A 23,275-nucleotide genomic window follows, 5' to 3' on the forward strand; every position below is an offset into this window, starting at 1 on the left:
GCGTTTTACATCTATTGAGGCATGTTGGCCAAAAGCGCCACGATAACGACGCCGAGCAAGGCACATAGCCACTGCCAGAAACGCGCGGGGTCACGCTCGAGAAGCGGCGGCCGCGACTGTTTCAGGGTTCCCGGGCTTGGCGTGCGCAACTCGAAGATGAATTCCGAGAGTGCTGGATAGCGCTGATCCGGATTGGGATGCAGGGCTTTTTTCAGCACCGCGTCCACCCAGGCGGGCAGCGCGCGGTTTTCGCTGACCGCTGACTGATAAGCGAGCTTGCGCTGAGCAGCCCGGGTACGGGTTTTGGCCACCTCGGTGCCGTAGGGCAGCGTGCCGGTTAGCATTTGATAGGCAATCACTGCTAGTGAATAAAGGTCGGACTGCTCAGTGCCGCCCTCGCCCAGAAAATATTCCGGCGCCGTGTACTGGGCGGTTCCGAGTATCGGGTCAACCTCGCCGGCGGAATCCGTTGCTTCTGCAATTCCCGCGATTCGCGTGGCGCCAAAATCAATCAGCCGGACCATACCGTGGCGGTCGATCATGATGTTGTCCGGACGCACGTCCTGATGGAGCATTTCCAGCCGGTGAAAGGCACGCAGCCCCTTGGCCACCTGCTCGATAATATCGCGTACGTCGGCCAGGTCCGGATCGGGATGGTCTCGCATCCACTGGGTCAACGTCTGGCCTTCAATGTATTCCCAGACGGTATAAAGGTAGCGCCTTGGGCCGCGCTGCACGGGCGCGGATAGCACATGGGGATTATGCAAGCGACGCGCGATCCACTCCTCCCGCACAAAGCGCTCGACGCTGGCGGGGTCCTCGGCAAGCTCGGTGGCCAGGGTCTTGACGACCACATGCTGGTCGGCCTGAGGGTCGTGCGCCAGGTAGACGTGACTGCGGGCGCTGGCATGCAGCGGGCGGATGATCTGCAGGCCATCCAGCTCGCTATTCGCACGCAGCTCGGCGGGTGACGGCAGGCGGCCCAAGGACTCGAAAAGCTCGTCGGCCTCGCGGTCGGGTAACGTCTCGATACGCACCAGCTGTGCGGTCAGGTTATCGTCGCTGCCGTTGGCCAGCGCGGCGTCTACCAGGGCTTTTGCGCCGGCCTCGAGGTCGGCCGCGTGGTCCTGGATCAGCGTGACCATCACCTGAGGGGACAGCCATTCGTAAACGCCGTCGCTGGCCAGTAAAAACACATCGCCCTCACTGAGCGAGACGGCACGGTAATCAAGCTCGAGATGCTGGCTTGCCCCCATCGCGCGGCTCAGGTGGCTGACCTCACGCGAGGCCCAGAAACGGTGATCTTCGGTCAAGGGCTCAAGCGTCTTGCCTGCTAACTGGTAAATGCGGCAGTCGCCGACGTGGAACAGGTGCGCCGTGGCCGACTTGATCACCATCGCGCTCAGCGTACACACGTACCCCCGATCCATATCGTAGCGATACTGGCTTTGCCGCGTTTGGGCATACAGCCACGCATTGGTGGCCTGAAGCACCCGCTGCGCCGAGCTTTTGACGCTCCACGGGGCGGGGGTGGCGTAGTAATCTGTCAGGAAGCCGCCCACCGCGGCTTCGGCGGCGTCGCGGCTCACGGCGCTGCTGCTGATGCCATCCGCCAGGGCAACGGCAATGCCTTTTTGTCGCCGCTGGGTGTCGTCGGGCAAACAGGCGCCGTAGAAATCCTGGTTGCTGGGCTTTTGGCCTTTATCGGACCACTGGCCGAGGGAAATGCTCAGCGTTGGCATGCATAACGTGCCTGATTGGCAACGCTGGCCGGGCTTGCTTCGACGCGTTTGACGACGCTACCCACGACAATCACACAAGGCGACGGCAGAGGCTCGGCGGCCAACCGCCCCGGCATATCGGCCAGGCTGCCGACCAGCGACCGCTGGTCAGGCTGACTGGCATTGGCCACCAGCATGATCGGCCAGTCGTCGGGCAGCCCCGCCTCGCGCAGGCCCGCGCAGATCGCGTCCACCTTGGAAAGCCCCATGTAAAACACCAGCGTTTCGTCGCGGCGCGCCAGCGCCGCCCAGTCCGGCGTGCCGTCCTCGCGGCACAGCTGCGCGGTGACAAAGCGCAGTTGCTGGGCATGGCCCCGGTCGGTCAGCGGAATGCCCATGCAGGCCGCCGCCGAGGAGGCCGCGGTAATCCCCGGCACGATGGTGGCCGGCATCTGCGCGATGGCCAAGGCATCAAGCTCTTCGCCCATGCGTCCAAAAACGGCCGGGTCGCCGCCTTTCAGGCGCACTACCGATTTGCCCTGCCGGGCCAGGCGCACCATGAGCGCACCGATCTCGGCCTGGGGAACACTATGATGGCCCTTGGCCTTGCCCACATAGTGGCGCTCGCCGCCGACGGGCAGCAGCGCCAGCACGTCATCGCCCACCAGGCGGTCGTAGACCACGGCATCCGCCTGCTGCAAAAGCCGCGCGGCCTTGAGGGTCAGCAACTCGGCGTCGCCGCTGCCGGCGCCCACCAGGTACACGTGCCCAGGCCGGCAGTCGTCGCCCAGCGGGAGGGACCGCGACGCATCACGGCCACTGCGGGGCAGCTCAAAGCGGCTCGCCAGGCGCGCCAAGGGGTTACACCATTTCAGAAGCTGGGATTTGCTCAGCGCGCGCATGGGGGCGTTCCTCTTCAAGTAATGATTTCAACTCAGGAATGCAGCTACCGCACTGGGTACCGCACGCCAATCGTGCGCCTAACGCCTCGACGCTGGTATCGCCGCGCCGGATGGCCTCGACAATCGACGTCTGGCCGACCTGATGGCAGCTGCATACCACCGGGCCACTATCCACCGCGCCGTCGTCGCAGCCCGCCAGCAGTCGGCGGCGGTGGGCATCGCTCACCGCGTCGTCGTTGAAGCGCGCTTCCAGCCAGGCAAAGCCCGGCAGTTCGCTGGGCGGCCCCACCATCAGCCACCAGCTGAGGCGACCGTTTTCGATGCCTGCGGCGCGCAGGCGACCGGTAGCGGCATCTTCACACCACAGCGCCGGCGACGCCGACAGCCATTCGCCCATCTGGCGGAACCAGTCGCTGACCGCCCTGCTACCGGCCAGTTGCCAGCGCTGGCAGCCGCGCATCGGGATTCGTGTCCAGTAATCGCTCGCACACCAGCGCGGCGCGTCAGGCAGCGACGCCAGGGCGTGATCAGCAACAAACAGCGTCGCCTGCCAGGCGGTCGGCAGGGCCGCCAGAGCCACGGCACCGTGCTTGGCTTCCGGCTGACCTGAAAGCGGGTCGGTGATGCCATCGATCAAGGCACTGCTGCGCGCGCTGTGGGTAAAGCAGTCGGTCCAGTGAATCGGCACGAACACCTCGCCGCGCCGCTGGCTATGGGCCACCCTCACCCGGGCGCGATATTCACCGGTGGCGGCGGTCAACACGCCAAGCGCCTGGTCGGTGACGCCCGCCCGGGCGGCATCGTCCGGGTGCACCTCCATGAAAGGCTCGGCGCGGTGGTTCATCAGCCGCGGCGACCGCGCGGTCCGCGTCATGGTATGCCACTGGTCGCGAATCCGTCCGGTATTCAGACGCAGCGGAAAAGCGGCACTCAGGGCTTTCTCCGGCCCACGCGGGGTAATCGGCAACAGCTTAGCCCGGCCGTCGGGCGTGGCGAACTGCCCCGCTTCGAACAAGCGCGCGGTACCCTGGGGGGCATCGCGATTCACCGGCCACTGGATCGGCGCGAGCGCATCATAGCCGTCGCGGCCAAGCTCGGCCAGCCCTGAAATATCGAAAAGGCGCTGCGTGGCGCCGGTATTGTCCACGCCGGAGAGCCGTGCGTGCTCGTCGAATATCTCGCTTGGGTGAGTGTAAGCAAACGCCTCCCCGAAACCCAACTGCTTAGCCACATCGCAGATAATCTGCCAGTCGTGGCGCGCCTCGCCGGGGAGTGGCAGCATGCCCCGCTGGCGCGAGATGCGCCGCTCGGAATTGGTCACGGTGCCATCTTTCTCGGACCACCCGGACGCGGGCAGCACAATGTCGGCGTAGGGCAGCATATCGGTATCCGCCGTGCATTCCGAGACGATCACCAGCGGGCACTTTTCCAGCGCGGCCCGCACGTGGGCGGCATCAGGCAGGCTAATCGCCGGGTTGGTGGCCATCACCCACAACACCTTGATCTCGCCGCGTTCGATCGCATCAAAGAGATCGACCGCCTTGTGGCCGGGGCCTTCCGGCAGGATGGGCGCGAGGTTATCGGTTGCCCAGAAGCGGCTGACCAACTCGCGCGCGCCGGGGGTATCGTAATCCATGTGCGCGGCCATCTGGTTGGCCAGGCCACCGACTTCACGCCCGCCCATGGCGTTGGGCTGACCGGTGATCGAAAACGGCCCTGCCCCGGGCAGGCCGATCTTCCCACCGGCCAAATGACAGTTAATGATGGCGTTGCACTTGTCGGTGCCGCTGGACGACTGATTGACCCCCTGGGAGTAAAGCGTTACCACGTGCAGCTGGCTGGCAAACCAGTAGTAGAGGGTTTCCAGGCGCTCGGCATCGACCTCGCAGGCAGCCGCCACCTCAGCGATGGAACCAGCCGACTGCTGGGCGGCGCTTAGCGCATCGTCAATACCTTGGGTATGGCGCTCCAGATACAGCGTGTCCAGCTTGTTCTTGGCCGCCATCCAGGCCAGCAGGCCGTTGAACAACACTGCGTCGCTGCCGGGTTTAATCCCCAGGTAAAGGTTGGCGATTTCGCAGCTGTCGGTCACGCGGGGGTCAATCACCACCACGCGCATCAACGGGTTACGCTCTTTGGCGACCTTGATGCGCTGATAAAGCACCGGGTGATTCCAGGCCAGGTTAGACCCTACCAGCACGACCAGTTCGGCCTCTTCCAGGTCTTCATAGTTACAGGGCACCGCATCGGCACCGAAGGCGCGCTTGTACCCTGCCACCGCCGAGGCCATGCACAGCCGCGAGTTGGTATCCAGATGCGGCGTGCCCAAGAAACCTTTAAACAGCTTGTTGGCAACGTAATAATCTTCCGTCAGCAGCTGGCCCGAAAGGTACGCCGCCACACTTTGGTTGCCATGCTTGGCCCGCAGGGTGTTTAAGCGTTCGGCGGTGACACTTAAGGCCTGCTCCCACGAGACCTCTTCGCCATCTACACGCGGCTTGATCAGACGCCCCTGCTCGCCCAGCGTTTCGTGCAGCGCTGAACCTTTGACGCACAGCCGCCCGAAATTGGCGGGGTGTTCACGGTCGCCCTCGACAGCGCTCAGCGTGCCATTCTCCGCCACGGTCGCGTTAACGCCGCAACCAACGCCACAGTAGGGGCAAGTCGTTTTGACTTGGTGCATGATGACTCCTCGGCAAATTGCAAACGCCACCCATAAAAAAACGCCCAGGCCGCTGACCCTGTTGCGCAAAGCGCAAGGCGATCAGCTGGCTGGACGTCGTTGCCGCAGCGGGCACCGCTAAAGGTGCCAAACGTATTGTGTAAAGAAACTTATTTGTCTAACAACGTTATTGGGCTTATTCGCTGCCACTGTTTTTTTGGTGAACGCACTGCAATGCGCGTTTGTTGCTTGTACTCGTAGGGTTGCAAACCCTAAGCCATTATTCGGCATCGCCTAAATTTTTATTTAAAAACAGCCACTTAAATAGAAAACCCTGCCTTCTTCCTATCATCAGCTTACCCCTCTGGCACCTTAAACTTGCGTACTGAAAGTGCAGCTCACCCTCCATGGCGCACCAACAGCGTGCACAAAGCCACAAGGAGCGGCCCCTCTGCATTTCTGATGCACTTACTCAACATGATGAAAGTAAAACAAAAAAAAAGAATACCCCGGAGTTGGCCGCTGACTTGCTACTAGTTAGATATATAACTTGTTGGCAGCCAATGGCGGCGGCCACGCGTTAATCAACGTTACCGGGCAACGACGCCCCTGACCTTGTTCATCCTGCTCGCAGGAAGCGCATGTGTCAGGGGCGTTTTTGTTTGGAGCGAATCACCATCATGCAAGATGAGGAGCCACCCATGGAAACTTTTTCCCGGTGCTCACCCGATGACCACCTGGTCATCATCGGCAACGGCATGGCCAGCCACCGGTTGGTGGAAGCGCTGGTCAATCATCCTCAACGCCCCAGAGCCATTACCGTGATTGGGGAAGAGCCGGTGCCCGCTTACAACCGCATTCTGCTTTCGCCTTTGCTTGCCGGTGACATGCAGCCAGAGGCACTAACGCTGCGCGACGCTGACTGGTATCAGGACAACGGCGTAACGCTCAAGCTGGGCGAACGCGTCGAGCACATCGACCGTGACAGCCGCACACTGGCAACCGACGCAGGCGAAACCCTCTACTATGATCGCCTCGTGCTGGCCACCGGCTCACGCCCGACGCTTCCCAAGGTGCAAGGTATAGCGCTGGATGGCGTCCATGGCTTTCGGGACCTGGACGACGCCGCAACGCTGGAGGCCATTGCCCAACAAGGCGGCCATGCGCTGGTAATTGGCGGCGGCCTGCTGGGCCTGGAAGCCGCTGAAGGGCTACGCAAGCGCGGCCAGGGACTGCAGGTAAGCGTTTTACAACGCAGCGACCGGCTGATGAACCGCCAGTTGGACGCTACCGCCGCCAATTTGCTGAAAGCCTCGCTGGTTGAGCGCGGGCTTAACATCGTCACCCAGGCACAGCTGGCAAAACTCGAAGGCGACCCGACCGGCCGCGTCTGCGCTGCCATCCTGAATGACGGCCGTCGACTGCCCGCCGACAGCGTGATTATCGCCGCCGGCATTACCCCCAACGCCGAATTGGGCCAGCAGGCCGGGCTTACCACCGACCGTGCCGTCAAGGTCGACCGCCATCTCACCACCTCCGACCCGCATATTTTTGCCTTGGGCGAATGCTGCCAGTTCGAGCAGCATACCTATGGGCTGGTCGAGCCTATCTGGCATCAGGTCGAGGTGCTGGCGGCGGTGCTTTGTGGCGACGCGGGCGACGGTTATCGCGAGGTGCCCACCGCTACCAAGCTGAAAGTCAGCGGCGTCTCGCTTTTCGCGTTTGGCCCTACCGAGGCAGCGCCCGAGCACGACGTCTTGTGCTACCACGACCCACACCGGGGCGATTACCGGCGCGTGTTACTGCGCGACGGCCGCATTGAAGGCGCCGTGCTGTACGGCGACACCCAACAGGGCCCCTGGTATTTCGAGCAGGCGCTGGCGGGGCACGACCTCAGCGGCTTCCGTCAGGCGCTGCTGTTTGGTGCCGCGGATGTCGAGGTGCTGCGTGCAGCGGCAGCCCAACTGCCCCCTGATTCTTCTGAGCTCTCTGCTCAACATTCTTCCAAACACTCTTCTCATTCAACGTCGGAGGCGGCTTAAGCATGTCTACCCAACAGCAGCTCATTATTATTGGTAACGGCATGGTCGGCCACCACCTGGTCGAGCAACTGGTCGATAACGGCGCTCTTGAGCGCTACCAGGTCACCGTGTTTGGCGAAGAGCGTCACCGGGCCTATGATCGCGTTCACCTATCGGAATATTTCAGCGGCCGCGATGCCGAGTCGCTCGCCCTGTGCGACGCCGACTACTACACCACCAGCGGCGTCACGCTGCGCACCGGCGAAGCCGTAACGCACATTGACCGCGACCAGCAGGAAGTGGTGACCGATCAGGGCCGCTACCCCTACGACAAGCTGGTGCTGGCCACCGGCTCCTACCCCTTCGTGCCGCCGATTCCCGGCAACGACCGTGATGGCTGCCTGGTTTATCGCACCCTGGATGACCTGGACGATATTCGCGCGGCGGCGGAAAACGCCACCAACGGCGTGGTGGTCGGCGGCGGGCTGCTGGGCCTGGAGGCCGCCAACGCGCTGCGCGGCTTGAACCTGGATACCGCCGTGGTGGAGTTTGCCGGGCGGCTAATGCCCATGCAGGTTGACAATGAGGGCGGCGAATTACTGCGCGAAAAAATCGAAGCGTTGGGCGTTCAGGTCCTTACCGAGCGCGCCACCCAGCGCATCGAAGACGGCGACGCGAGCCGTCACCGCATGGTCTTCCAGGACGACAAGGTGCTGGAAACCGACTTGATCGTGTTCTCGGCGGGCATTCGCCCCCGCGACCAGCTGGCCCGGGACTGCGACCTGGAGATCGGCGAGCGCGGCGGCGTGGTGGTCGACGACCAGTGCCGCACCAGCGACCCCGCCATCCTGGCGATCGGTGAAGTCGCGCTATGGAACCAGAGCATTTTCGGCCTGGTCGCCCCCGGCTACCAGATGGCCAAGGCGGCGCTCGCCACGCTGACCGACGGCGATACCCGCTTTAGCGGCGCAGACATGAGTACCAAGCTCAAACTGCTCGGCGTGGATGTGGGGTCGATTGGCGACGCCCACGGCAACCAGAACCCGGGGGCACGGATGTTCCGCTACCTCGACCCGCTGACTCAGGTGTACCGCAAGATGGTCGTCTCCAGCGACGGCAAGAAGCTGCTGGGCGCCATGCTGGTGGGCGATAACAGCGCCTACGACACCCTGCTGCAGTACTATTCAAACGGCATCGAGCTGCCTGAAGAACCCGCCTCGCTAATTCTGCCGCAAAGCAGTGGTGCCGCTCCGGCGCTGGGCCCTGGTGCGCTGCCGGAAACCGCCACCATCTGCTCCTGTCATAACGTTTCCAAGGGCGATATTTGCGCCACCATTGACGACGGCGCGGTCGATTTGGCGGGCGTGAAAGGCGCAACCAAGGCCAGCACCGGCTGTGGTGGCTGCACGGCACTGCTCAAAAGTGTCGTGGATCACGAGCTTGAAACCCGCGGCGTGGAGGTCGACAAATCAATCTGCGAGCACTTCGCCCATACCCGCCAGGGGCTTTACGACATTGTGCGCGTGGAAGGCATCAAGACCTTCAGCGAGCTGATCGACAAGCACGGCAACCCTGAGACCCACCGTCTGGGCTGCGATATCTGCAAACCCGCCGTGGCCTCGATTCTCGCTTCCTGCTTCAACGAGCCGATCACCGACGCCGCCCATGTGCCACTGCAGGACACCAACGACACCTTCATGGCCAACATGCAGAAAAACGGCACCTACTCAGTGGTGCCGCGGGTTGCCGGTGGCGAAATCACCCCGGATAAACTGATCGTGCTTGGCGAAGTCGCCAAGAAATATGGCCTCTACTCCAAAGTCACCGGCGGGCAGCGGATCGATTTATTCGGCGCACACCTGGAAGATTTGCCGGACATCTGGAGCGAGCTGATCGACGCCGGCTTTGAAACGGGCCACGCCTACGGCAAGTCGCTGCGTACGGTTAAATCCTGCGTGGGCAGCACCTGGTGCCGCTACGGTGTGCAGGATAGCGTCGGCATGGCCATCCAGCTGGAGAACCGCTACAAGGGGCTGCGCTCGCCGCACAAGATCAAGTTTGGCGTGTCCGGTTGCACCCGCGAATGCGCCGAGGCCCAGAGCAAGGATATTGGCATCATTGCCACCGAAAACGGCTGGAACCTCTATGTGTGCGGCAACGGCGGCATGCGCCCGCGCCACGCTGAACTGTTCGCCACCGATCTGGACGACGAGCAGCTGTACCGCACCATCGACCGCTTCCTGATGTTCTATGTGCGCACCGCCGACCGCCTGCAGCGCACCTCGGTATGGCGGGAAAACCTCGAAGGCGGCCTGGATTACCTCAAAGAGGTGGTGCTTGAAGACAGCCTGGGCATTGGCGATGAACTCGAACGTCAGATGCAAACCGTCATCGACAACTACCAGTGCGAATGGGCGGATGCCATCAGCGATCCGGAAAAGCTCAAGCGCTTCAGAAGCTTCGTCAACGACGAGCGCCCGGATCCGTCGATCATCATGACCAGCGAGCGCGGCCAGCTACGGCCTGCTTAAGCGACGCTTTTCACTGAATAAAAACGGATCAAACGACGAGGCACCCCATGACCGCAACGGCAATGAAAAAAGAGATGGATACAGTGAGTGTTGAAAACAGCAAAGCGTGGCAAAAAGTCTGCACCAAAGCCGACCTGGTTGAGTTTTCCGGGGTGGCCGCCTGGCTCGATAATGTTGAGCCGCCGGCCCAGGTGGCCATTTTCTATTTACCCGGCCATGGCAACGAGCTTTATGCCCTCGACCACCACGACCCGTTCTCCAACGCCAACGTCATCGCCCGGGGCATTGTCGGCGATCTAAAAGGTGCCCCGGTGGTCGCGTCGCCCATCTACAAGCAGCACTTCCGACTGGAAGATGGCCAGTGTTTGGAAAATGAAGACATCCAACTGCGTACCTGGAAGGTCGAATTTAAAGGCGATGAGGTGTGGATTGAGGGGTAGCGCCACCCCTCGCTAACATGCGCTGCTGTTATACTGTCGCTTTTATCAAGCTCACAGGGCAGTGGCGTCATGAAAACCGAGTCCCATACCTTAGCCTTTTCCGCCTTCATGGCATTGCTGATCGGCTGTGCAGGCATTGCCGCCACGCTGGCATCCAATTCCCAGGCGATTCTGCTGGATGGACTCTTCAACCTGATCTATTTCGGTGTGGCACTGGTCACCATCAAGGTCAGCCGCCTTGCCAGCCGCCCGGATAGCGAGTCGTACCCGTTCGGCTACAGCTACTTTGAGTCGCTGGTGAACCTGTGCAAGGGACTGTTGATTTTCGGCGTGTCGATATTCGCCCTGGTGGATGCCATTGCGGCGTTGCTGACGGGTGGACGCGCTATTGCGGCTGGTATCGCCATCGCTTACGCCCTGTTCGCCACCGCCGCGTGCTCGCTGACGGCCTGGGTCATGCACCGCAGTCTGCGCTCGGTCAGCAGCCCGCTGGTGGAAGCCGACAAAGCAAACTGGGTCGTCAACAGCGTGATTTCAGCGGCGGTCCTGGCTGCCTTTTGCCTGGTGCTGATCTTCGAAAAGCTCAACTGGCAAAGCGTACTCACTTATATCGACCCGCTGCTGGTCATTGCCGTGGTCGTGTTGTGCATGGGGGTACCGGTGCGCATGGCCTCCCAGGCATTAAAGGAACTGCTCAACAAGACGCCTGAAGAAGCCCTTGCAGAGCCGGTCCATCAGGCCGTTGGGCGTGCACTGGCGGATATCGACACACAGGAAGTGCGCGTACGCATGGTGCGCCCCGGCCGCCTGCTGTATGTCATCGTGCATGTGGTATTGCCCGTCACCCCTGATGTTTCCATTGTCGACCAAGATAAGCTGCGAGCACAAGTCGATGAAGAAGTTAGGCGTTACTACTCCCCCGTGGTCTGCGATGTGGTATTCACCGCCGATACTCGCTGGGCGGCGCCCTCCTGTGGGCTGCTGGTTGAACCCCATCATTAAAAAGGGCGGGCCTAGCCGCCCTGGTGTATGCTGATCGTCTTACGCTTTTATGGTCAGGATTTCGCCTCTTTTACCGGCCATACATCGTCATCGACCAGCTCGGGGCGCTTGAGCACCGAGGGGTGGAAGACTGGCTCCTTGATGCCTTCCCGGCGTTGGCGCTCGTAGTCTTTGAGCACCGACACAGCGATGGGTCCCATGATAAGGATGGCAAACAGGTTGGTGGTGGCCATCAGTCCCATCGCCAGGTCGGCAAAGTCCCATACCACACTGAGTTCAGCCACCGAGCCGATGAGCACCATGGCGATGATAATGACTTTAAAGACATTGACCGCTTTTTTTGCATGGCGGCGGAATAGATACTCGATATTCACCGACGAAAACGAGAAGTTGGCCAGAATCGAGGTGAAGGCGAAGAAGAAGATCGCCAGGGCGATAAAGATTTCCCCAAAGCCGCCCAGGTGATCGACCATGGCATCCTGGGTCAGCTGAATGCCTTCGATGCTATCCCCCGCTGACTCAGACAGCAGCCGCTCATATACGCCGGAAAGCAATATCACGACCGCCGTACAGCTACAGATCACGATGGTATCCACAAACACCCCGAATGACTGCACCAGTCCCTGAGCGGCCGGGTGTTTAACCGTCGCCTGGGCGGCAGCGTTGGGTGTCGACCCCATACCGGCCTCGTTGGAAAACAGCCCGCGCTTGATGCCGTTTTCCATCGCTGCCTTGATGGCATAGCCAGCGGCACCACCCACGGCTGGCCCCAGCCCGAAGGCGCTCATCACAATCAGCGAAAGCATATCTGGCACGGCGGAGATATTGGCAATTAGAATCCACAGCGCCACCAGCAGGTAGGCAATTGCCATGACGGGGACGATTTTCTCAGCGGTACGCGCAACGGACTTGAGCCCGCCATAAATGACCAAGCCCGCCAGGATGGCAATCACCACACCGGATAGCCAATTGGGAATACCAAAGGCACCGTTCATCCCTTGGGCAATGGTGTTGGATTGCGCAGCGTTAAAGGCCAGGCCGTAAGCAATAATCAGAAACACCGCGAACAACGAGCCCAGCCAGCGCCATCCCAGGCAACGTTCAATGTAGTAGGCAGGCCCGCCGCGAAACACACCGTCTTCATTGCGATGCTTGTAGACCTGGGCCAGCGTGGATTCGATGAAAGCGGTCGCAAAGCCCACCAGCGCCGTCACCCACATCCAGAAAATCGCCCCCGGGCCGCCGATCCAAAGCGCCAGCGCCACCCCCGCCAGGTTACCCGTGCCGACACGGGCAGCCATCGATGTCGCAAATGCCTGGAAGCCGCTAACACCTTCGCCAGCACCGCGGGCCGTTACCGTGACCCGGGCCATGTGACCGAACAGGCGAAACTGCATGCCACGGGTAATAATCGTGAACCACACCCCCGCGCCCAGCAGCAGATACACCAGGATATAGCTCCAGATAAAGTCACTGACCGGCATCATGACGGCATAAAGTCCATCACGCAGCGGGCCTAATATCGATTCGAGGATTTCCATGGCCATGCTCTCCAGGTTTCTTGACGACGGCGGGAAGTGCCTTGCCCCGCTGCGTGGGCTGCCTACTTGTGCCCTCACCCGAGTCTAGTCAGTTTTTAGCGCGCCCCCCAAACCAATGACGGGGGATGGAAGGTAAATTCAAAGCTCACGGCTCAGGACCCTAGACGTCGATCACCAGGCTAGGCTCAAACAACGGTGGTACAAATTCCTCGGGGTAGCCGCCGGGGTTTGCCACCACTCGGGTACCTAGGTGATAGTGATCAACCGGCTCATGGACATGACCATGAATCCACAGGTCCATGTGACCCATCAACTGCGGTAAATGCGAGGCAAAGGCGGGCGATAGTGCATCGCCCTTGTACTGATCGGGAATGCAGTCACGCATTGGCGCATGGTGGCTGATCACCACCTTGGGGCCCTCAAACGGTTCGGCAAGCGCCTCCGATAGCCAATGCAAAGCGTCTTGGTGCAGATCGCTACTGGCCTCAGGGGTCAGGGTGATGCCGGGGGAAGATTCGACAATGCGAAAATCCGGCATATAGCGTTTCGCTTTCGTCACAGTTTCTCGCGGGTTGTGAGCTGGGTTATCAGCGTAAAGCGCAAAATCGGTCCACAGCGTGGTGCCATAGAAACGCACCCCAGCAAGGGTTATGTAGCGGTTATCCAGAAGCTCGATGTCGTGCTGATCGGCCTTTGCAGCCAGCGCCTCACGGCACAGCGGCATGCAGGTGCCATAAAATTCATGGTTGCCGGGCACGTAAATGATCCGCGTGGCGGGAAAGCGCTGACGCGCCCAGGCCAGCCCCTCGACCTGACGATGAATATCCCCCGCAAGGATAACGACATCGGCCGCCACGTCCGGTAAATCACGCTCGCCGTTAAAAAACTCCAAATGCAGATCCGATAAAACGCGCAAGCGCATTGGTTTACTCCCTCCTGGACGTTACTGATGAATTAACTACGGAATCATCGGCATGGACAACACGCTTACGCCATCACGGGTTCATGCTAAAGCTCGCTGACCCACGGTATGCCCTGCGATGCCATTGTGATCCAGTTGCGCCATACAAGGCATTTTGCTGCACTGCAACAAAAACTGCTATACTCATTGCGTAGTCCCACTAGGAGGGCCACGCACATGTCTTCATCCAATGTATCCTCGACACGAAATAGCGAAGTGCTTAACGCCTGGACGCAACAAGCGTACTGGCAGCGCGCCGCGAGCGACGCCCTTGCGGCGTACTGTGAGTCACTGACATATTGCTTATCTCGTTAGACGAAATGATTGTCACCGAAGCCGGGCCGTTGCTCGGCTTTTTCATGGTTAGAAAGCCTCTTTCACTCAGTCACATAGGCGTTTTAACGCCAATTTGTAAGCCTAAGCTTACAAATGTCATCCAAAAGACTACTTCTTAAGCACTAGCTTGATGGTGAAAAACCGCCTAATATCGTTTCCTCGCTAACAATATTGCTTAGCAGCAAAGCGGTTGCCCTATAAAACCCGTTTCCATTCCCCACCAGGAGTTGACGCCATGTCGTTATCATTCAGCCAGGGCCGTGCCGCCGACGTTGACGTGCTCGACGTATGGGCAGCACGCGCCGAGCAACAGCGCGCCGCATTCGACGCCATTGCGGCCTACCTTCGCTAGAAACCGCAAACAGTGCCATAAACGCCTCTTTCGAGGCGTTTTTTTATCGCCCTTTTATAGCCCGGCGAGCTCCGAGTGTTCGGTGTCGGCCAAGGTCGCCAGAAAATTATCCTGCAGGATATACATGCGCTTCACATCGCGGTAACGGCCATTGATGAAAAACTCCTGAACCAGATGCCCCTCCTCCACAAAGCCGCTTTGTTGATATAAATGAATGGCTTTGGCGTTTTCTACCGCCACGATCAAGAATACCTTGTGCAGGTTGAGAATGGTGAACGAGTAGTGCAGTGCCTGGTAGATCAGCGTGCGCGCGAACCCCTTTCCCTGATAGGTCGGCGCGATGATGATCTGAAACTCAGCGCTGCGGTGGATGTAATCTATCTCGATCAGCTCGACCAGGCCAATGGGGTTGGCGCTGGCCCCCTCGGCTACAAAGCGGCGCTCGGCGTTATCGTGAATATGCTTATTGTAAAGCTCTTCCAGCTCATCGAAGGATTCGTAGGGTTCCTCGAACCAGTACGACATGATGCTTTGATTATTGTTGAGCTCGTGCACAAAGCGCAGGTCACTGCGCTCCAGCGCCCGAAGATGCAGCGTGTCTTGCATGTTGGCCGTTCTCCCACGGAGATGTCAGGCAGCGAAGGGGGCTGATTGCCTTTGCCGGGTTGCCCTGGATAGGGTTTATGAACGATAAAAGCATGGAGATAAACATAGAAGCTTATCAAGCATTACTCAGGATTTTTCTCAACAGGACATGTCATGATCGACTTACGTAGCGATACCGTCACACGCCCCACTGATGCAATGCTGGCGGCCATGACCTCGGCACCGCTGGGCGATGACGTTTGGGGCGACGACCCGACGGTGAACGCCTTCCAGCAGCATCTTGCCGAGCAAACCGGCAAGGATGCCGCCTTGCTGTTTCCCAGCGGTACCCAAAGCAATCTAGCGGCACTGATGGCCCACTGCGAGCGAGGCGACGAGTATATCGTAGGACAGTCCGCGCACACCTATCGATGGGAAGGCGGCGGCGCTGCCGTACTGGGCAGCATTCAACCCCAACCCATTGAAAACGCCGCCGACGGCAGCCTGCCCCTGGAGAAAATCAGCGAAGCGATCAAAGCCGATGATTTCCACTTCGCCCGCACTCGCCTGCTGGCACTGGAAAACACTATCGGCGGCAAGGTATTGCCAGCGGATTACGTCTTGAAAGCCACCGAACTGGCCCGGGAGCGTGGCCTGGCCACACACCTGGACGGGGCGCGCCTGTTCAACGCCGTCGTGGCGAGCGACATCCCTCTCAAACAGCTTTGCCTGCCGTTTGATAGCGTCTCGCTGTGCTTCTCCAAGGGGCTTGGCACGCCCATCGGCTCGGCACTGGTCGGTTCACACGCCTTAATCGACCGGGCCCGACGCTGGCGTAAAGTGGTGGGTGGCGGCATGCGCCAATCGGGCATTATCGCCGCGGCCTGTCAGCATGCCCTGGATCATCACGTGGCGGAGCTGGCCGACGACCACCATCGCGCGGCACGCCTCGCGGAAGGGCTGGCGAGGTTGCCGGGCGTCGAGATTACCTCCCAGGCAACTAACATGGTATTCGCGCACTTTCCTGACGAACACGTTCAGCCGCTCTCCGCCTGGCTCAAAGAGCACGGCATCTTGATTGAACTACTCTACGCCACGCGGTTCGTCGCGCATCGCGATATCAGCGATGAAGATATCGACAAGGTTATCGCGGTGATGGAGGCGTATTTTAGTCGCCATTGATGACTAGCTGGCATTAAATGCGAGATGCACGGCAATCCCGGCCATCATCAAGCCAATCAGACCATCGATAGTGCGCCACGCGATGGGCTTTGAAAGCCAAGGCGAGAGCGCCGCGCCCCCCCAGGCCAGCAGGCTAAACCAGAGTATGGAGGCGGTAGAGGCCCCCGCCACAAACACACCGGCGCTCTCCTGCTGGGCGCCGATGGCGGGTATCAGCAGAAGCGTGTCCAGATACACCTGAGGATTGAGCACGGTCACGGCAAGGGTCGCGAAAATCACTTTGGTTAAACTGCGCGCCTTGCCCGCTTCCGCGTTCAGCCCCTGCCGCCCGCTAACGGCTCTAAACAACGCCTGCGCCGCCAGCCAACTTAAAAACACCACACCCACCCAGCGCATGACCTCCATAGCGCTGGGCATTGTCAGCAGGAAAGCGCTCACCCCAAACATCCCCGCCGTGAGCAGGATGATATCCGCGCTTATGCAAAGCCCCGCCGACCACCAGTGATACTCCCGGCGAATCGCCAGCCCCAGAATGTAGGCGTTCTGCGCCCCAATCGCCATGATAATCCCGCCGCACACCACCAGTCCGGTGATATAACTTTCCATCATTGCCCCGCTCCCAGCGTCAGAATTAGCGTCGTGTTGATTGATCTGGAACTAAGATAACGGGCAGCGCTGATAACTAAAAATCATCCTGCTAATGGGGCATTAGTTTTTCTTATAAAGAGGCCGTTTATATGACTGGCATGGTGATTAAGCGTTGCGATTAGCCAGCGGGGGATTCGAGTGCCTCGACCAGAGCGTCGGCGAAACCTAGAGCAGAAGGAAGAGCACCGAAATGGTTAAAAGTCGTTGGTAGGAAAATGACATCATCGCGTTTTGCGATGGGCAAATATTCCCACATACCACTTACAGCGAATTGCTGGCGATTGGGATTATCTGCGTAAGGGCTTTCTAATATTACTAGGCGGCCGCTGATACCGACTAAGGAGTCGATACTAACCATTTTGATTCCAAAGTGATTCTCGGAGCCTTGCCAAGCATTTGACAGTCCCAGTTGATCAAGGGAACCTTGAAACATACTGTTGTTACCAAAGATCCTGGCATGCTTATGATCCATCAAGCGAACAATCAATAAGGGTGGTATTTGATCAGCAGCTATTCTGCTTCTCAATGACTGGAAATGCGACTCGGTTTCATTAATCATGTCCTCCGCGAGAGCCGTAGACCCGATGGCCTCTCCTACCCTTCTTGTAAAAGAGATCATTCGTTGCCAGCTATTTGCTTCGCTTTCTGGGCTATAAGGAGCTAGGCTTTTCACCTTGGCAATACCTGACAGTCGAGGAGCCATGTGTGTGAACTCTGGCGATATCAAAACCAGCTCAGGTGAAACCTGATCAAGAAGTTCAAGATTGGGCTGGATAATAGTTCCAAGATTGATGGCTTGCGTCGCTCCTTCTAGCGTGGAGTATGGAGCGTCAGGATCTATGACAGCGCTAGGGACTATTCCCATCGACAACAATGTCTCGGTACAGCGATAATCAAGAGAAGCAATGGAGGTGAAGTCACGGGGAGTAATGGCCAAGCCAGGAGTAGGGAGTGCCAGACACGCAGTTAGGATCATTGTGACCATGCAGCGAAAAAGAAATATACGTGCGATACAGATACGGGGCATTACAGTCCCTTAATCTTAGTGAAGCAAATTAAGTCTTTAGGTTGCTGACAGTAAACTCTCTAAGTCCAACAAGATTAGTTACAACTTGCTGTAAAAGCATCACAACCTAAGCATTGTTAATAATTAGCAGCCCCGCCGCTGCCAGCGGGGCTGCAACTTAATACTAAAACTCCATCGTTGCAGAAAGAATCACACTTCTTGGCTCACTGAGGCGAAGGCGTCCGCCGCTCCCCCCAGCAGATTCCCAGTAATCCTTATCTAAAAGATTATTTACATTAGCCCTGACTGTTACAGGGTGGCCGTCAAATTGGTAACTTGCCCCTATATCCCAGCGTGTCCATCCTGGAATTTCTAAGGTATTACTGGCATCAATATATTGCGAGCTGCCGCTAACAACACTTGAATTTAAAGTCAATCCAGAAACAGGGGCATCCCACTCAACACTAATATTACCTAGCCATCGAGAGATACCTGGTGCTTGATTTCCATCATTAACACCATCCTGTGTTTCAGTTAGAGTCGGCCGTAGATAAGCTATACCACCTAACAGCTTTAAGGTTGATGTGGGTTGACCGAAGACATTTATTTCGACGCCACGATTCCGCTGTTCACCATCTTGAGTCGATATAAATGCTTGATCAGAGGAGCCTGGAAGAGTGATTGTGCTCGGCTGGCGAATCTCGAAGGCACTTACTGATCCTCCAAAATTACCAAGATCCAGCTTTACGCCTGCTTCTAGTTGCTGAGTTTTGGATGGCGGAAAGGTTTCTCCAGCATTTTCTGCTGTCGCTGGGGCAGTGTAACCAAGATCAAGTCCTTCAATATAGTTTCCATAGAGAGAAATGCTGTCAGAGGGCTTTACGGTTATTCCGATAGCTGGTGCAAGAGCACTTTCATCATACAGAGAGGTACTGTTTCCGCTTTCAGTGTCAAAGTTTTCAATCCTGACATTCTGATGACGCGCACCTAAAGTGACAAGCAGTTGATCGTCAAGCAAACCTATGACGTTTGCTGCTGCTATGGATGTTAGCTCTCTTTCAAAAGATTTTGAGATGTTTCTGGATAGTTCGAATTGATCAGGGAAGCCAATCACACCAACATTGTGAAGGTTGGAAAGACTTACATCGCTGTTCTCGTATAGATATCCGCCTTCCTCCTTTAGTTTGGATACGTTTATATTGAAGTTATGGGTAATATCACCGGTTGTTACAAGGCCGCGAATACCTGATGTGGCGCTCCTTGTGTCAACATAGTCCGGGTAATAGACGGAAAATGAGGCCAAAGGGTTTGACGCATCTATCAGTGCGTGATTGGTTCTAAGGTTGTAGCGCGTATTGTTACGCCCCCCTAATCCACCATAGAGAGTCCAGTTAGGGGATACGTCATATTCACCATGCATAGCGACATAAGTATCCTCATTCTCAATTCTTTCCCATGATTGCGCTGTTTGCTTGCTTGCATCGGGCGCAGAAGGAACTTCAACCCCTTGTCGGAGCTGGAGCCCTGAGCCAAAACCGCTGCCAGCATCTGTCCTATCTTTTTGATAGCCTAGATCGGCTGATAAGCGATAGTTATCCTCTTGATAATCAAGGCCAAGACTGGCAACGCCTAATGTCGAAGATTGACCATCGACCGCCGTATCGCCTTCTCTGAAGACACCATTGAAACGTACGCCAAGTTGATTGGATTCGCCAAATCGGCGTCCAGCGTCAATGTGGGTACCTAGCTGTGAGTCGCTTTGATAAACTGCTGAGATTTTTGTCAGAGGAGTATCGCTTGCGCGCTTAGGGACAATATTTATTGCGCCACCAACCCTGCCACCAGGTGATACTCCGCCCAATAAGGTGTTGGGCCCTTTAATGATTTCCACACGCTCTACGGTTTCCATGGATATAGTGTTTAGCGGCATCACACCGTAGAGACCATTAAGAGAAATATCACTGTTGAAGAGATCAAAGCCACGAATGTGAAAGGTATCACCTCCAGTATTGGTTCCTCGTCCACGTGTACTAATCTGAATTGAGGGATCATTATCAGTAATATCAGCGATGCTTCTGGCTTGTTGGTTTTCAATGAGTTCTGAGGTGTAACTAGTGATGTTAAAGGGGGCGTCCATGATGTCCATGTTGCCCAGCAAACCAAGGCGTCCGCCTGTTGCTACCTGCCCCCCAAAATAAGAAGTGGGCAGTGCTTGGTTTGAAGCGCGTGTGCCTGTGACTTCCATTAGAGGTAGCTTCACATCACCAGCCCCCTCCTCCAACCGATAACTCCCATCACCCCGGCGCACAGGCGCAAGCCCAGTACCTGCCAATAACCGCTGCAACCCTTCATCAACACTGTACTGCCCCTGCAGGCCATTGGTCTGCTTACCGCTGGTTAGCGATGCATCGAAGGCAATCTCTATACCTGCACTGACCGCAAACCGGTTAAGCGCCGTATCGAGTTGCCCTGCTTCGATAGAATAAGTTTGCTGAGCGGTGCTGTCCTGCCCTGTGGCTTGTTGGGCAAGCGCCTTGGCGGGCAATCCAGCTGCCAGGCAACTGGCCAGTAGGCCGTATTGAATGGCTCGCGCCAGAGGCGTACGGATAAAGCGAGAGTGCGCTTGCTGCGTCGTCATGAAGATCCCCGTTGAGTGATGCATTTTTTATGTCTACATCCTCTATTCCGAACGAGAACGAGAATCCCTCAATATTTTATGGAAATTTTCCCACTTTATTTCTGTCCACCGCTGCGCGGCTTAAGAGTCACCCATAGCGGCGTGCGGTAAACCAGTTCCAGCGACAGCGCATCGGCAAGGCTTGCCAGGGCGCGGTCGGTATCTTCGAGGGAGAACACACCGCTCACCCGCCGGTCAGCTACCTCCGGTGCGCAGCGCAACACCCCATGGCGATAGCGCTTCAAGGTATCGAGCACCTCAATCACTCGCATGCTCTCCGCCACCAGTCGCCCATCAAAGCGTGCCAGTTCGGTCGCGTCTAGCGGTTCGGGCGAGGTCACCCGCTCGGCGCTCATAGCGGCTTGCTGGCCGGCATCCAACGTCGTCCGCTTGGCGCCTCCCCGCCGTTCCAGGGCCACCTGCCCCTCGAAAACCGCCACTTGGGTGCTATCGCTATGCTGCTGCACGCTAAAGCGGGTGCCCAACGGATAAGAAAGCCCTTCTCGCGTCATCACGCTGAACGTGCGGGCATCCGGGGTTTTAGAGGTGGTAATCAGCACCCCGCCACGCAGAAGATGGAGTCGCCGTTGGTGGCCATCGAAGCTGACGTCGATGGCGGTATCGGTATCCAGGCGCAGTTGAGTGCCATCGCTCAACGTCACCTCTCGCATCTCGCCAATGCCGGTCGCATAGTCGGCGAACTGACGCTGCCATTGAGGCGTGCGCGGGAGCCCAAATCCCAGGCCACCTGCGAGCAGCGCAACGCCGCCCCACTGCAGCAGATGACGCCTGGAGACCTGTGAGGAGGCCTCGAATAACTCACTGCGCGCCGCATGGCGCGGCAACGTTCCCAGTTGACCGTCGACCGCCTGAAGCTGCTGCCAGGCACGTTCGTGCTCCGGCGCGGCTTGCCGCCATTGCAGGCAAGCCTTGCGCTGGGCGTCGGTGGCGTCGTCGCTCCATAGCCGTGCCATCCACAAGCTGGCCTGCTCCAGAACAGCAGGGGAGATGGTTTCTTGAGAAGGCGTCTCTTGGGAGGCATTGGCGGATGGTCGGCTCATGGCATCGGCTCGCTTAGGGTTGAGATTCATGCATGGCCTGATGGCACACCAGCAACGCCTTGGCGATGTACTTCTCCACCGATGAAACCGACACCTCCAAGGCATCAGCGATTTCCTGGTAGCTCCGGCCATCCAGGCGGCACATCAAAAAAGCCCGGCGAGGTTTATTGGGCAACCCATGCAGCAGCGCATCGATCTCGACCAGCGCTTCGATAGTAAGTGCTTGCTCCTCTGGCGAAGGCGCCATGGTCTCGGGGAGCAGGCTCAGGGCTTCAAGGTAGGCGGTTTCGATCCGCTGACGGCGATAGTGATCGATCACTAACCCCTTAGCGATCTGAGTTAGAAAACGCCGCGACTGTTCCGGCTCGGGTGTGGTGCCCCGCGCCAGTATGCGTAGGTAGGTATCGTGAGTAAGATCCGCAGCGGTATGGGAACAGCCCAGCTTGGCGCTCAACCAGCGCCTCAGCCAACTGTGATGATTATGATAGAGCGCGTCGAAAGGAGCCTCGCGCCTACCCTGCTGCTTTATCGATACCATCGCCCGTTGCCATTGATTGCCTGTGCCCATTGCCCCGAAAAAAGGGGAAAAAACCAGACGCAAACAATAAGTGATAATACTTATCATTACAAATCTATGGGTGATATCGAATTATCTTAGTAACAGTTGATATCAGGGTTCTGCGGGCGTTTCCAGTGCCTCGACAAGAGAGCTTGCGAAGCGGAGAGTGGAGGGAATGGCCCCAAAAACCCAGAAGTCGGCATCAAGCAGGGTGGTGTTGCCCGCCCGAACGCTAGGCAGTTGGCCCCATAGCTCGCTGGCCATGACATTCTTCTGAATCGAGTGTCTGCTCGGCAGGTGGGAGGTATCCACTACAACGAAATGAGCCTCCATGTTGAATAGCTCACCAATCCCGATGGTGGAGATTCCCCAGCGGCTGGTGGGCCCTTCCCAGGCGTTGCGCAGGCCGAGTTGCTCGAGAACGATGCCAGGCAGGCTGTTGTGTCCGTAGATCCTGACATGTCTTGTATCGAGGAACTGCACTAGCAATAGTGGCTGCGGAAGCGTTGTAGCAGTATCACGGAGACGGTTCATGTAGTCATCCGCGTCAACAATCAACTGGTTCACATCTCGCTTCCTTTCCGTATGTGTCCCGACTTCTTCGGTAAAGGCGAGCATTTTTTCCCAGCCTGATAAGGGGGATGTGTTATAGGGTGAAAGCAGTGCCACCGGGGCGATGCCTGAAAGGTCATCCTTAAGGTACGCATACTGTAGCGGGATCAAAATAGTGTCGAGGTTGAGCGTGGACAGTAGTTCTTTATTGGGCTGCGGGTTGGAGCCAATGTCCACGAGGTTGGGTGGTAGCGAGTAATCTTCTGTCCAGCTTTGGTAGTTGCTGACGCTGCCCATAGCGACCGGCAGGTCTTGGAACGCGAAGAGTGTTTCGGCGATGGCGAAGTCGAGGGTTGCGACGGTTCCAGCTTCCCTGACCTGCTGACTCCATACGGGGAAGGAGGTCAAAATGGTGGCGATGACCAGGGCAAACCACGAAATGGTATTCCGAAGGGATATTGATCGTCCGTCAAGCATATCAAAGTCTGTGTAGTGGTGTGGGGCGGGAGAAGCCCAGAGACGGAAACCGGCACAGA

At 58.0% G+C, this 23,275-nt stretch carries 17 protein-coding genes; 5 read left to right on the forward strand and 12 right to left on the reverse strand.

All coding sequences use genetic code 11. The annotated features are described in order from the left end of the window. Window positions 1-11 precede the first annotated feature (11 nt). The 3 genes from QC815_RS00330 to QC815_RS00340 are packed head-to-tail and all read right to left on the reverse strand — an operon-like array spanning window position 12 to window position 5,306. Window positions 12-1,742 carry a bifunctional protein-serine/threonine kinase/phosphatase gene (locus QC815_RS00330; protein WP_309766327.1) on the reverse strand — a complete coding sequence of 577 codons (1,731 nt, stop codon included), beginning with the start codon at window positions 1,740-1,742 and terminating at the stop codon, window positions 12-14. Continuing rightward, window positions 1,730-2,623: a uroporphyrinogen-III C-methyltransferase gene (cobA, locus tag QC815_RS00335; protein ID WP_309766329.1), complete on the reverse strand. Its 894-nt coding sequence runs from the start codon at window positions 2,621-2,623 to the stop codon at window positions 1,730-1,732. Before cobA ends, QC815_RS00330 begins: the two co-directional genes overlap by 13 nt. After that, window positions 2,583-5,306 carry a nitrate reductase gene (locus tag QC815_RS00340; protein ID WP_309766331.1) on the reverse strand — a complete coding sequence of 908 codons (2,724 nt, stop codon included), beginning with the start codon at window positions 5,304-5,306 and terminating at the stop codon, window positions 2,583-2,585. The genes cobA and QC815_RS00340 overlap by 41 nt, the downstream gene beginning before the upstream one ends. 680 nt (window positions 5,307-5,986) lie before the next feature. Between QC815_RS00340 and QC815_RS00345 the strand changes: the two genes are divergently transcribed. The 4 genes from QC815_RS00345 (at window position 5,987) to QC815_RS00360 (ending at window position 11,279) form a co-directional block, all read left to right on the forward strand. Continuing rightward, window positions 5,987-7,327 (forward strand): NAD(P)/FAD-dependent oxidoreductase, encoded by a 1,341-nt coding sequence (locus tag QC815_RS00345; RefSeq protein WP_309766333.1) that lies wholly within the window; start codon window positions 5,987-5,989, stop codon window positions 7,325-7,327. A gap of 2 nt (window positions 7,328-7,329) precedes the next feature. Beyond that, window positions 7,330-9,837, forward strand: coding sequence for a nitrite reductase large subunit NirB (gene nirB, locus QC815_RS00350; RefSeq protein WP_309766335.1), 2,508 nt, complete (start codon window positions 7,330-7,332; stop codon window positions 9,835-9,837). A gap of 47 nt (window positions 9,838-9,884) precedes the next feature. After that, window positions 9,885-10,277 carry a nitrite reductase small subunit NirD gene (gene nirD, locus QC815_RS00355; RefSeq protein ID WP_309766337.1) on the forward strand — a complete coding sequence of 131 codons (393 nt, stop codon included), beginning with the start codon at window positions 9,885-9,887 and terminating at the stop codon, window positions 10,275-10,277. A 69-nt stretch (window positions 10,278-10,346) separates the two neighbouring features. Continuing rightward, window positions 10,347-11,279, forward strand: a complete 933-nt coding sequence (locus QC815_RS00360) for a cation diffusion facilitator family transporter (protein WP_309766340.1) — start codon at window positions 10,347-10,349, stop codon at window positions 11,277-11,279. A 53-nt stretch (window positions 11,280-11,332) separates the two neighbouring features. Here the strand turns inward: QC815_RS00360 and QC815_RS00365 are convergent, their stop codons facing one another. The 3 genes from QC815_RS00365 to speG form a co-directional block, all read right to left on the reverse strand. Continuing rightward, window positions 11,333-12,820, reverse strand: a complete 1,488-nt coding sequence (locus QC815_RS00365) for an alanine/glycine:cation symporter family protein (protein ID WP_309766341.1) — start codon at window positions 12,818-12,820, stop codon at window positions 11,333-11,335. A 160-nt stretch (window positions 12,821-12,980) separates the two neighbouring features. Beyond that, a complete protein-coding gene (locus QC815_RS00370) occupies window positions 12,981-13,742 on the reverse strand; it encodes a metallophosphoesterase (protein ID WP_230446191.1) in 762 nt (253 codons plus the stop codon). 781 nt (window positions 13,743-14,523) lie between these two features. Further along, window positions 14,524-15,075, reverse strand: coding sequence for a spermidine N1-acetyltransferase (gene speG / locus QC815_RS00375; protein WP_230446190.1), 552 nt, complete (start codon window positions 15,073-15,075; stop codon window positions 14,524-14,526). A 153-nt stretch (window positions 15,076-15,228) separates the two neighbouring features. On the opposite strand from speG, the gene ltaE reads away from it, so the two are divergent. Next, window positions 15,229-16,236, forward strand: a complete 1,008-nt coding sequence (gene ltaE, locus QC815_RS00380; protein WP_309766345.1) for a low-specificity L-threonine aldolase — start codon at window positions 15,229-15,231, stop codon at window positions 16,234-16,236. Window positions 16,237-16,239: 3 nt separating this feature from the next. On the opposite strand, the gene QC815_RS00385 is transcribed toward ltaE, so the two are convergent. The 6 genes from QC815_RS00385 to QC815_RS00410 form a co-directional block, all read right to left on the reverse strand. Then, window positions 16,240-16,845, reverse strand: a complete 606-nt coding sequence (locus QC815_RS00385; RefSeq protein ID WP_309766347.1) for a LysE/ArgO family amino acid transporter — start codon at window positions 16,843-16,845, stop codon at window positions 16,240-16,242. Between the two features lie 157 nt (window positions 16,846-17,002). Beyond that, a complete protein-coding gene (locus QC815_RS00390; protein ID WP_309766349.1) occupies window positions 17,003-17,911 on the reverse strand; it encodes an ABC transporter substrate-binding protein in 909 nt (302 codons plus the stop codon). A 163-nt stretch (window positions 17,912-18,074) separates the two neighbouring features. Further along, complete coding sequence (locus QC815_RS00395) at window positions 18,075-20,528, reverse strand: TonB-dependent siderophore receptor (RefSeq protein ID WP_309766351.1); 2,454 nt, start codon at window positions 20,526-20,528, stop codon at window positions 18,075-18,077. A 95-nt stretch (window positions 20,529-20,623) separates the two neighbouring features. Next, complete coding sequence (locus QC815_RS00400; RefSeq protein WP_309766353.1) at window positions 20,624-21,628, reverse strand: FecR domain-containing protein; 1,005 nt, start codon at window positions 21,626-21,628, stop codon at window positions 20,624-20,626. A gap of 13 nt (window positions 21,629-21,641) precedes the next feature. After that, window positions 21,642-22,166, reverse strand: a complete 525-nt coding sequence (locus QC815_RS00405; RefSeq protein ID WP_230446184.1) for a sigma-70 family RNA polymerase sigma factor — start codon at window positions 22,164-22,166, stop codon at window positions 21,642-21,644. Between the two features lie 132 nt (window positions 22,167-22,298). Beyond that, complete coding sequence (locus tag QC815_RS00410) at window positions 22,299-23,216, reverse strand: ABC transporter substrate-binding protein (RefSeq protein WP_309766356.1); 918 nt, start codon at window positions 23,214-23,216, stop codon at window positions 22,299-22,301. Window positions 23,217-23,275: the final 59 nt, after the last annotated feature.

Source organism: Vreelandella gomseomensis, assembly GCF_031451645.1.
GTDB classification, from domain to species: Bacteria; Pseudomonadota; Gammaproteobacteria; order Pseudomonadales; family Halomonadaceae; genus Vreelandella; species Vreelandella gomseomensis.

Bases quoted from the DNA above. Each gene is read 5' to 3' on its own strand.
- QC815_RS00330 (WP_309766327.1), bottom strand. From the start codon at position 1,742: ATGCCAACGCTGAGCATTTCCCTCGGCCAGTGGTCCGATAAAGGCCAA.
- cobA (WP_309766329.1), bottom strand. From the start codon at position 2,623: ATGCGCGCGCTGAGCAAATCCCAGCTTCTGAAATGGTGTAACCCCTTG.
- QC815_RS00340 (WP_309766331.1), bottom strand. From the start codon at position 5,306: ATGCACCAAGTCAAAACGACTTGCCCCTACTGTGGCGTTGGTTGCGGC.
- QC815_RS00345 (WP_309766333.1), top strand. From the start codon at position 5,987: ATGGAAACTTTTTCCCGGTGCTCACCCGATGACCACCTGGTCATCATC.
- nirB (WP_309766335.1), top strand. From the start codon at position 7,330: ATGTCTACCCAACAGCAGCTCATTATTATTGGTAACGGCATGGTCGGC.
- nirD (WP_309766337.1), top strand. From the start codon at position 9,885: ATGACCGCAACGGCAATGAAAAAAGAGATGGATACAGTGAGTGTTGAA.
- QC815_RS00360 (WP_309766340.1), top strand. From the start codon at position 10,347: ATGAAAACCGAGTCCCATACCTTAGCCTTTTCCGCCTTCATGGCATTG.
- QC815_RS00365 (WP_309766341.1), bottom strand. From the start codon at position 12,820: ATGGAAATCCTCGAATCGATATTAGGCCCGCTGCGTGATGGACTTTAT.
- QC815_RS00370 (WP_230446191.1), bottom strand. From the start codon at position 13,742: ATGCGCTTGCGCGTTTTATCGGATCTGCATTTGGAGTTTTTTAACGGC.
- speG (WP_230446190.1), bottom strand. From the start codon at position 15,075: ATGCAAGACACGCTGCATCTTCGGGCGCTGGAGCGCAGTGACCTGCGC.
- ltaE (WP_309766345.1), top strand. From the start codon at position 15,229: ATGATCGACTTACGTAGCGATACCGTCACACGCCCCACTGATGCAATG.
- QC815_RS00385 (WP_309766347.1), bottom strand. From the start codon at position 16,845: ATGATGGAAAGTTATATCACCGGACTGGTGGTGTGCGGCGGGATTATC.
- QC815_RS00390 (WP_309766349.1), bottom strand. From the start codon at position 17,911: ATGCCCCGTATCTGTATCGCACGTATATTTCTTTTTCGCTGCATGGTC.
- QC815_RS00395 (WP_309766351.1), bottom strand. From the start codon at position 20,528: ATGACGACGCAGCAAGCGCACTCTCGCTTTATCCGTACGCCTCTGGCG.
- QC815_RS00400 (WP_309766353.1), bottom strand. From the start codon at position 21,628: ATGAGCCGACCATCCGCCAATGCCTCCCAAGAGACGCCTTCTCAAGAA.
- QC815_RS00405 (WP_230446184.1), bottom strand. From the start codon at position 22,166: ATGGTATCGATAAAGCAGCAGGGTAGGCGCGAGGCTCCTTTCGACGCG.
- QC815_RS00410 (WP_309766356.1), bottom strand. From the start codon at position 23,216: ATGCTTGACGGACGATCAATATCCCTTCGGAATACCATTTCGTGGTTT.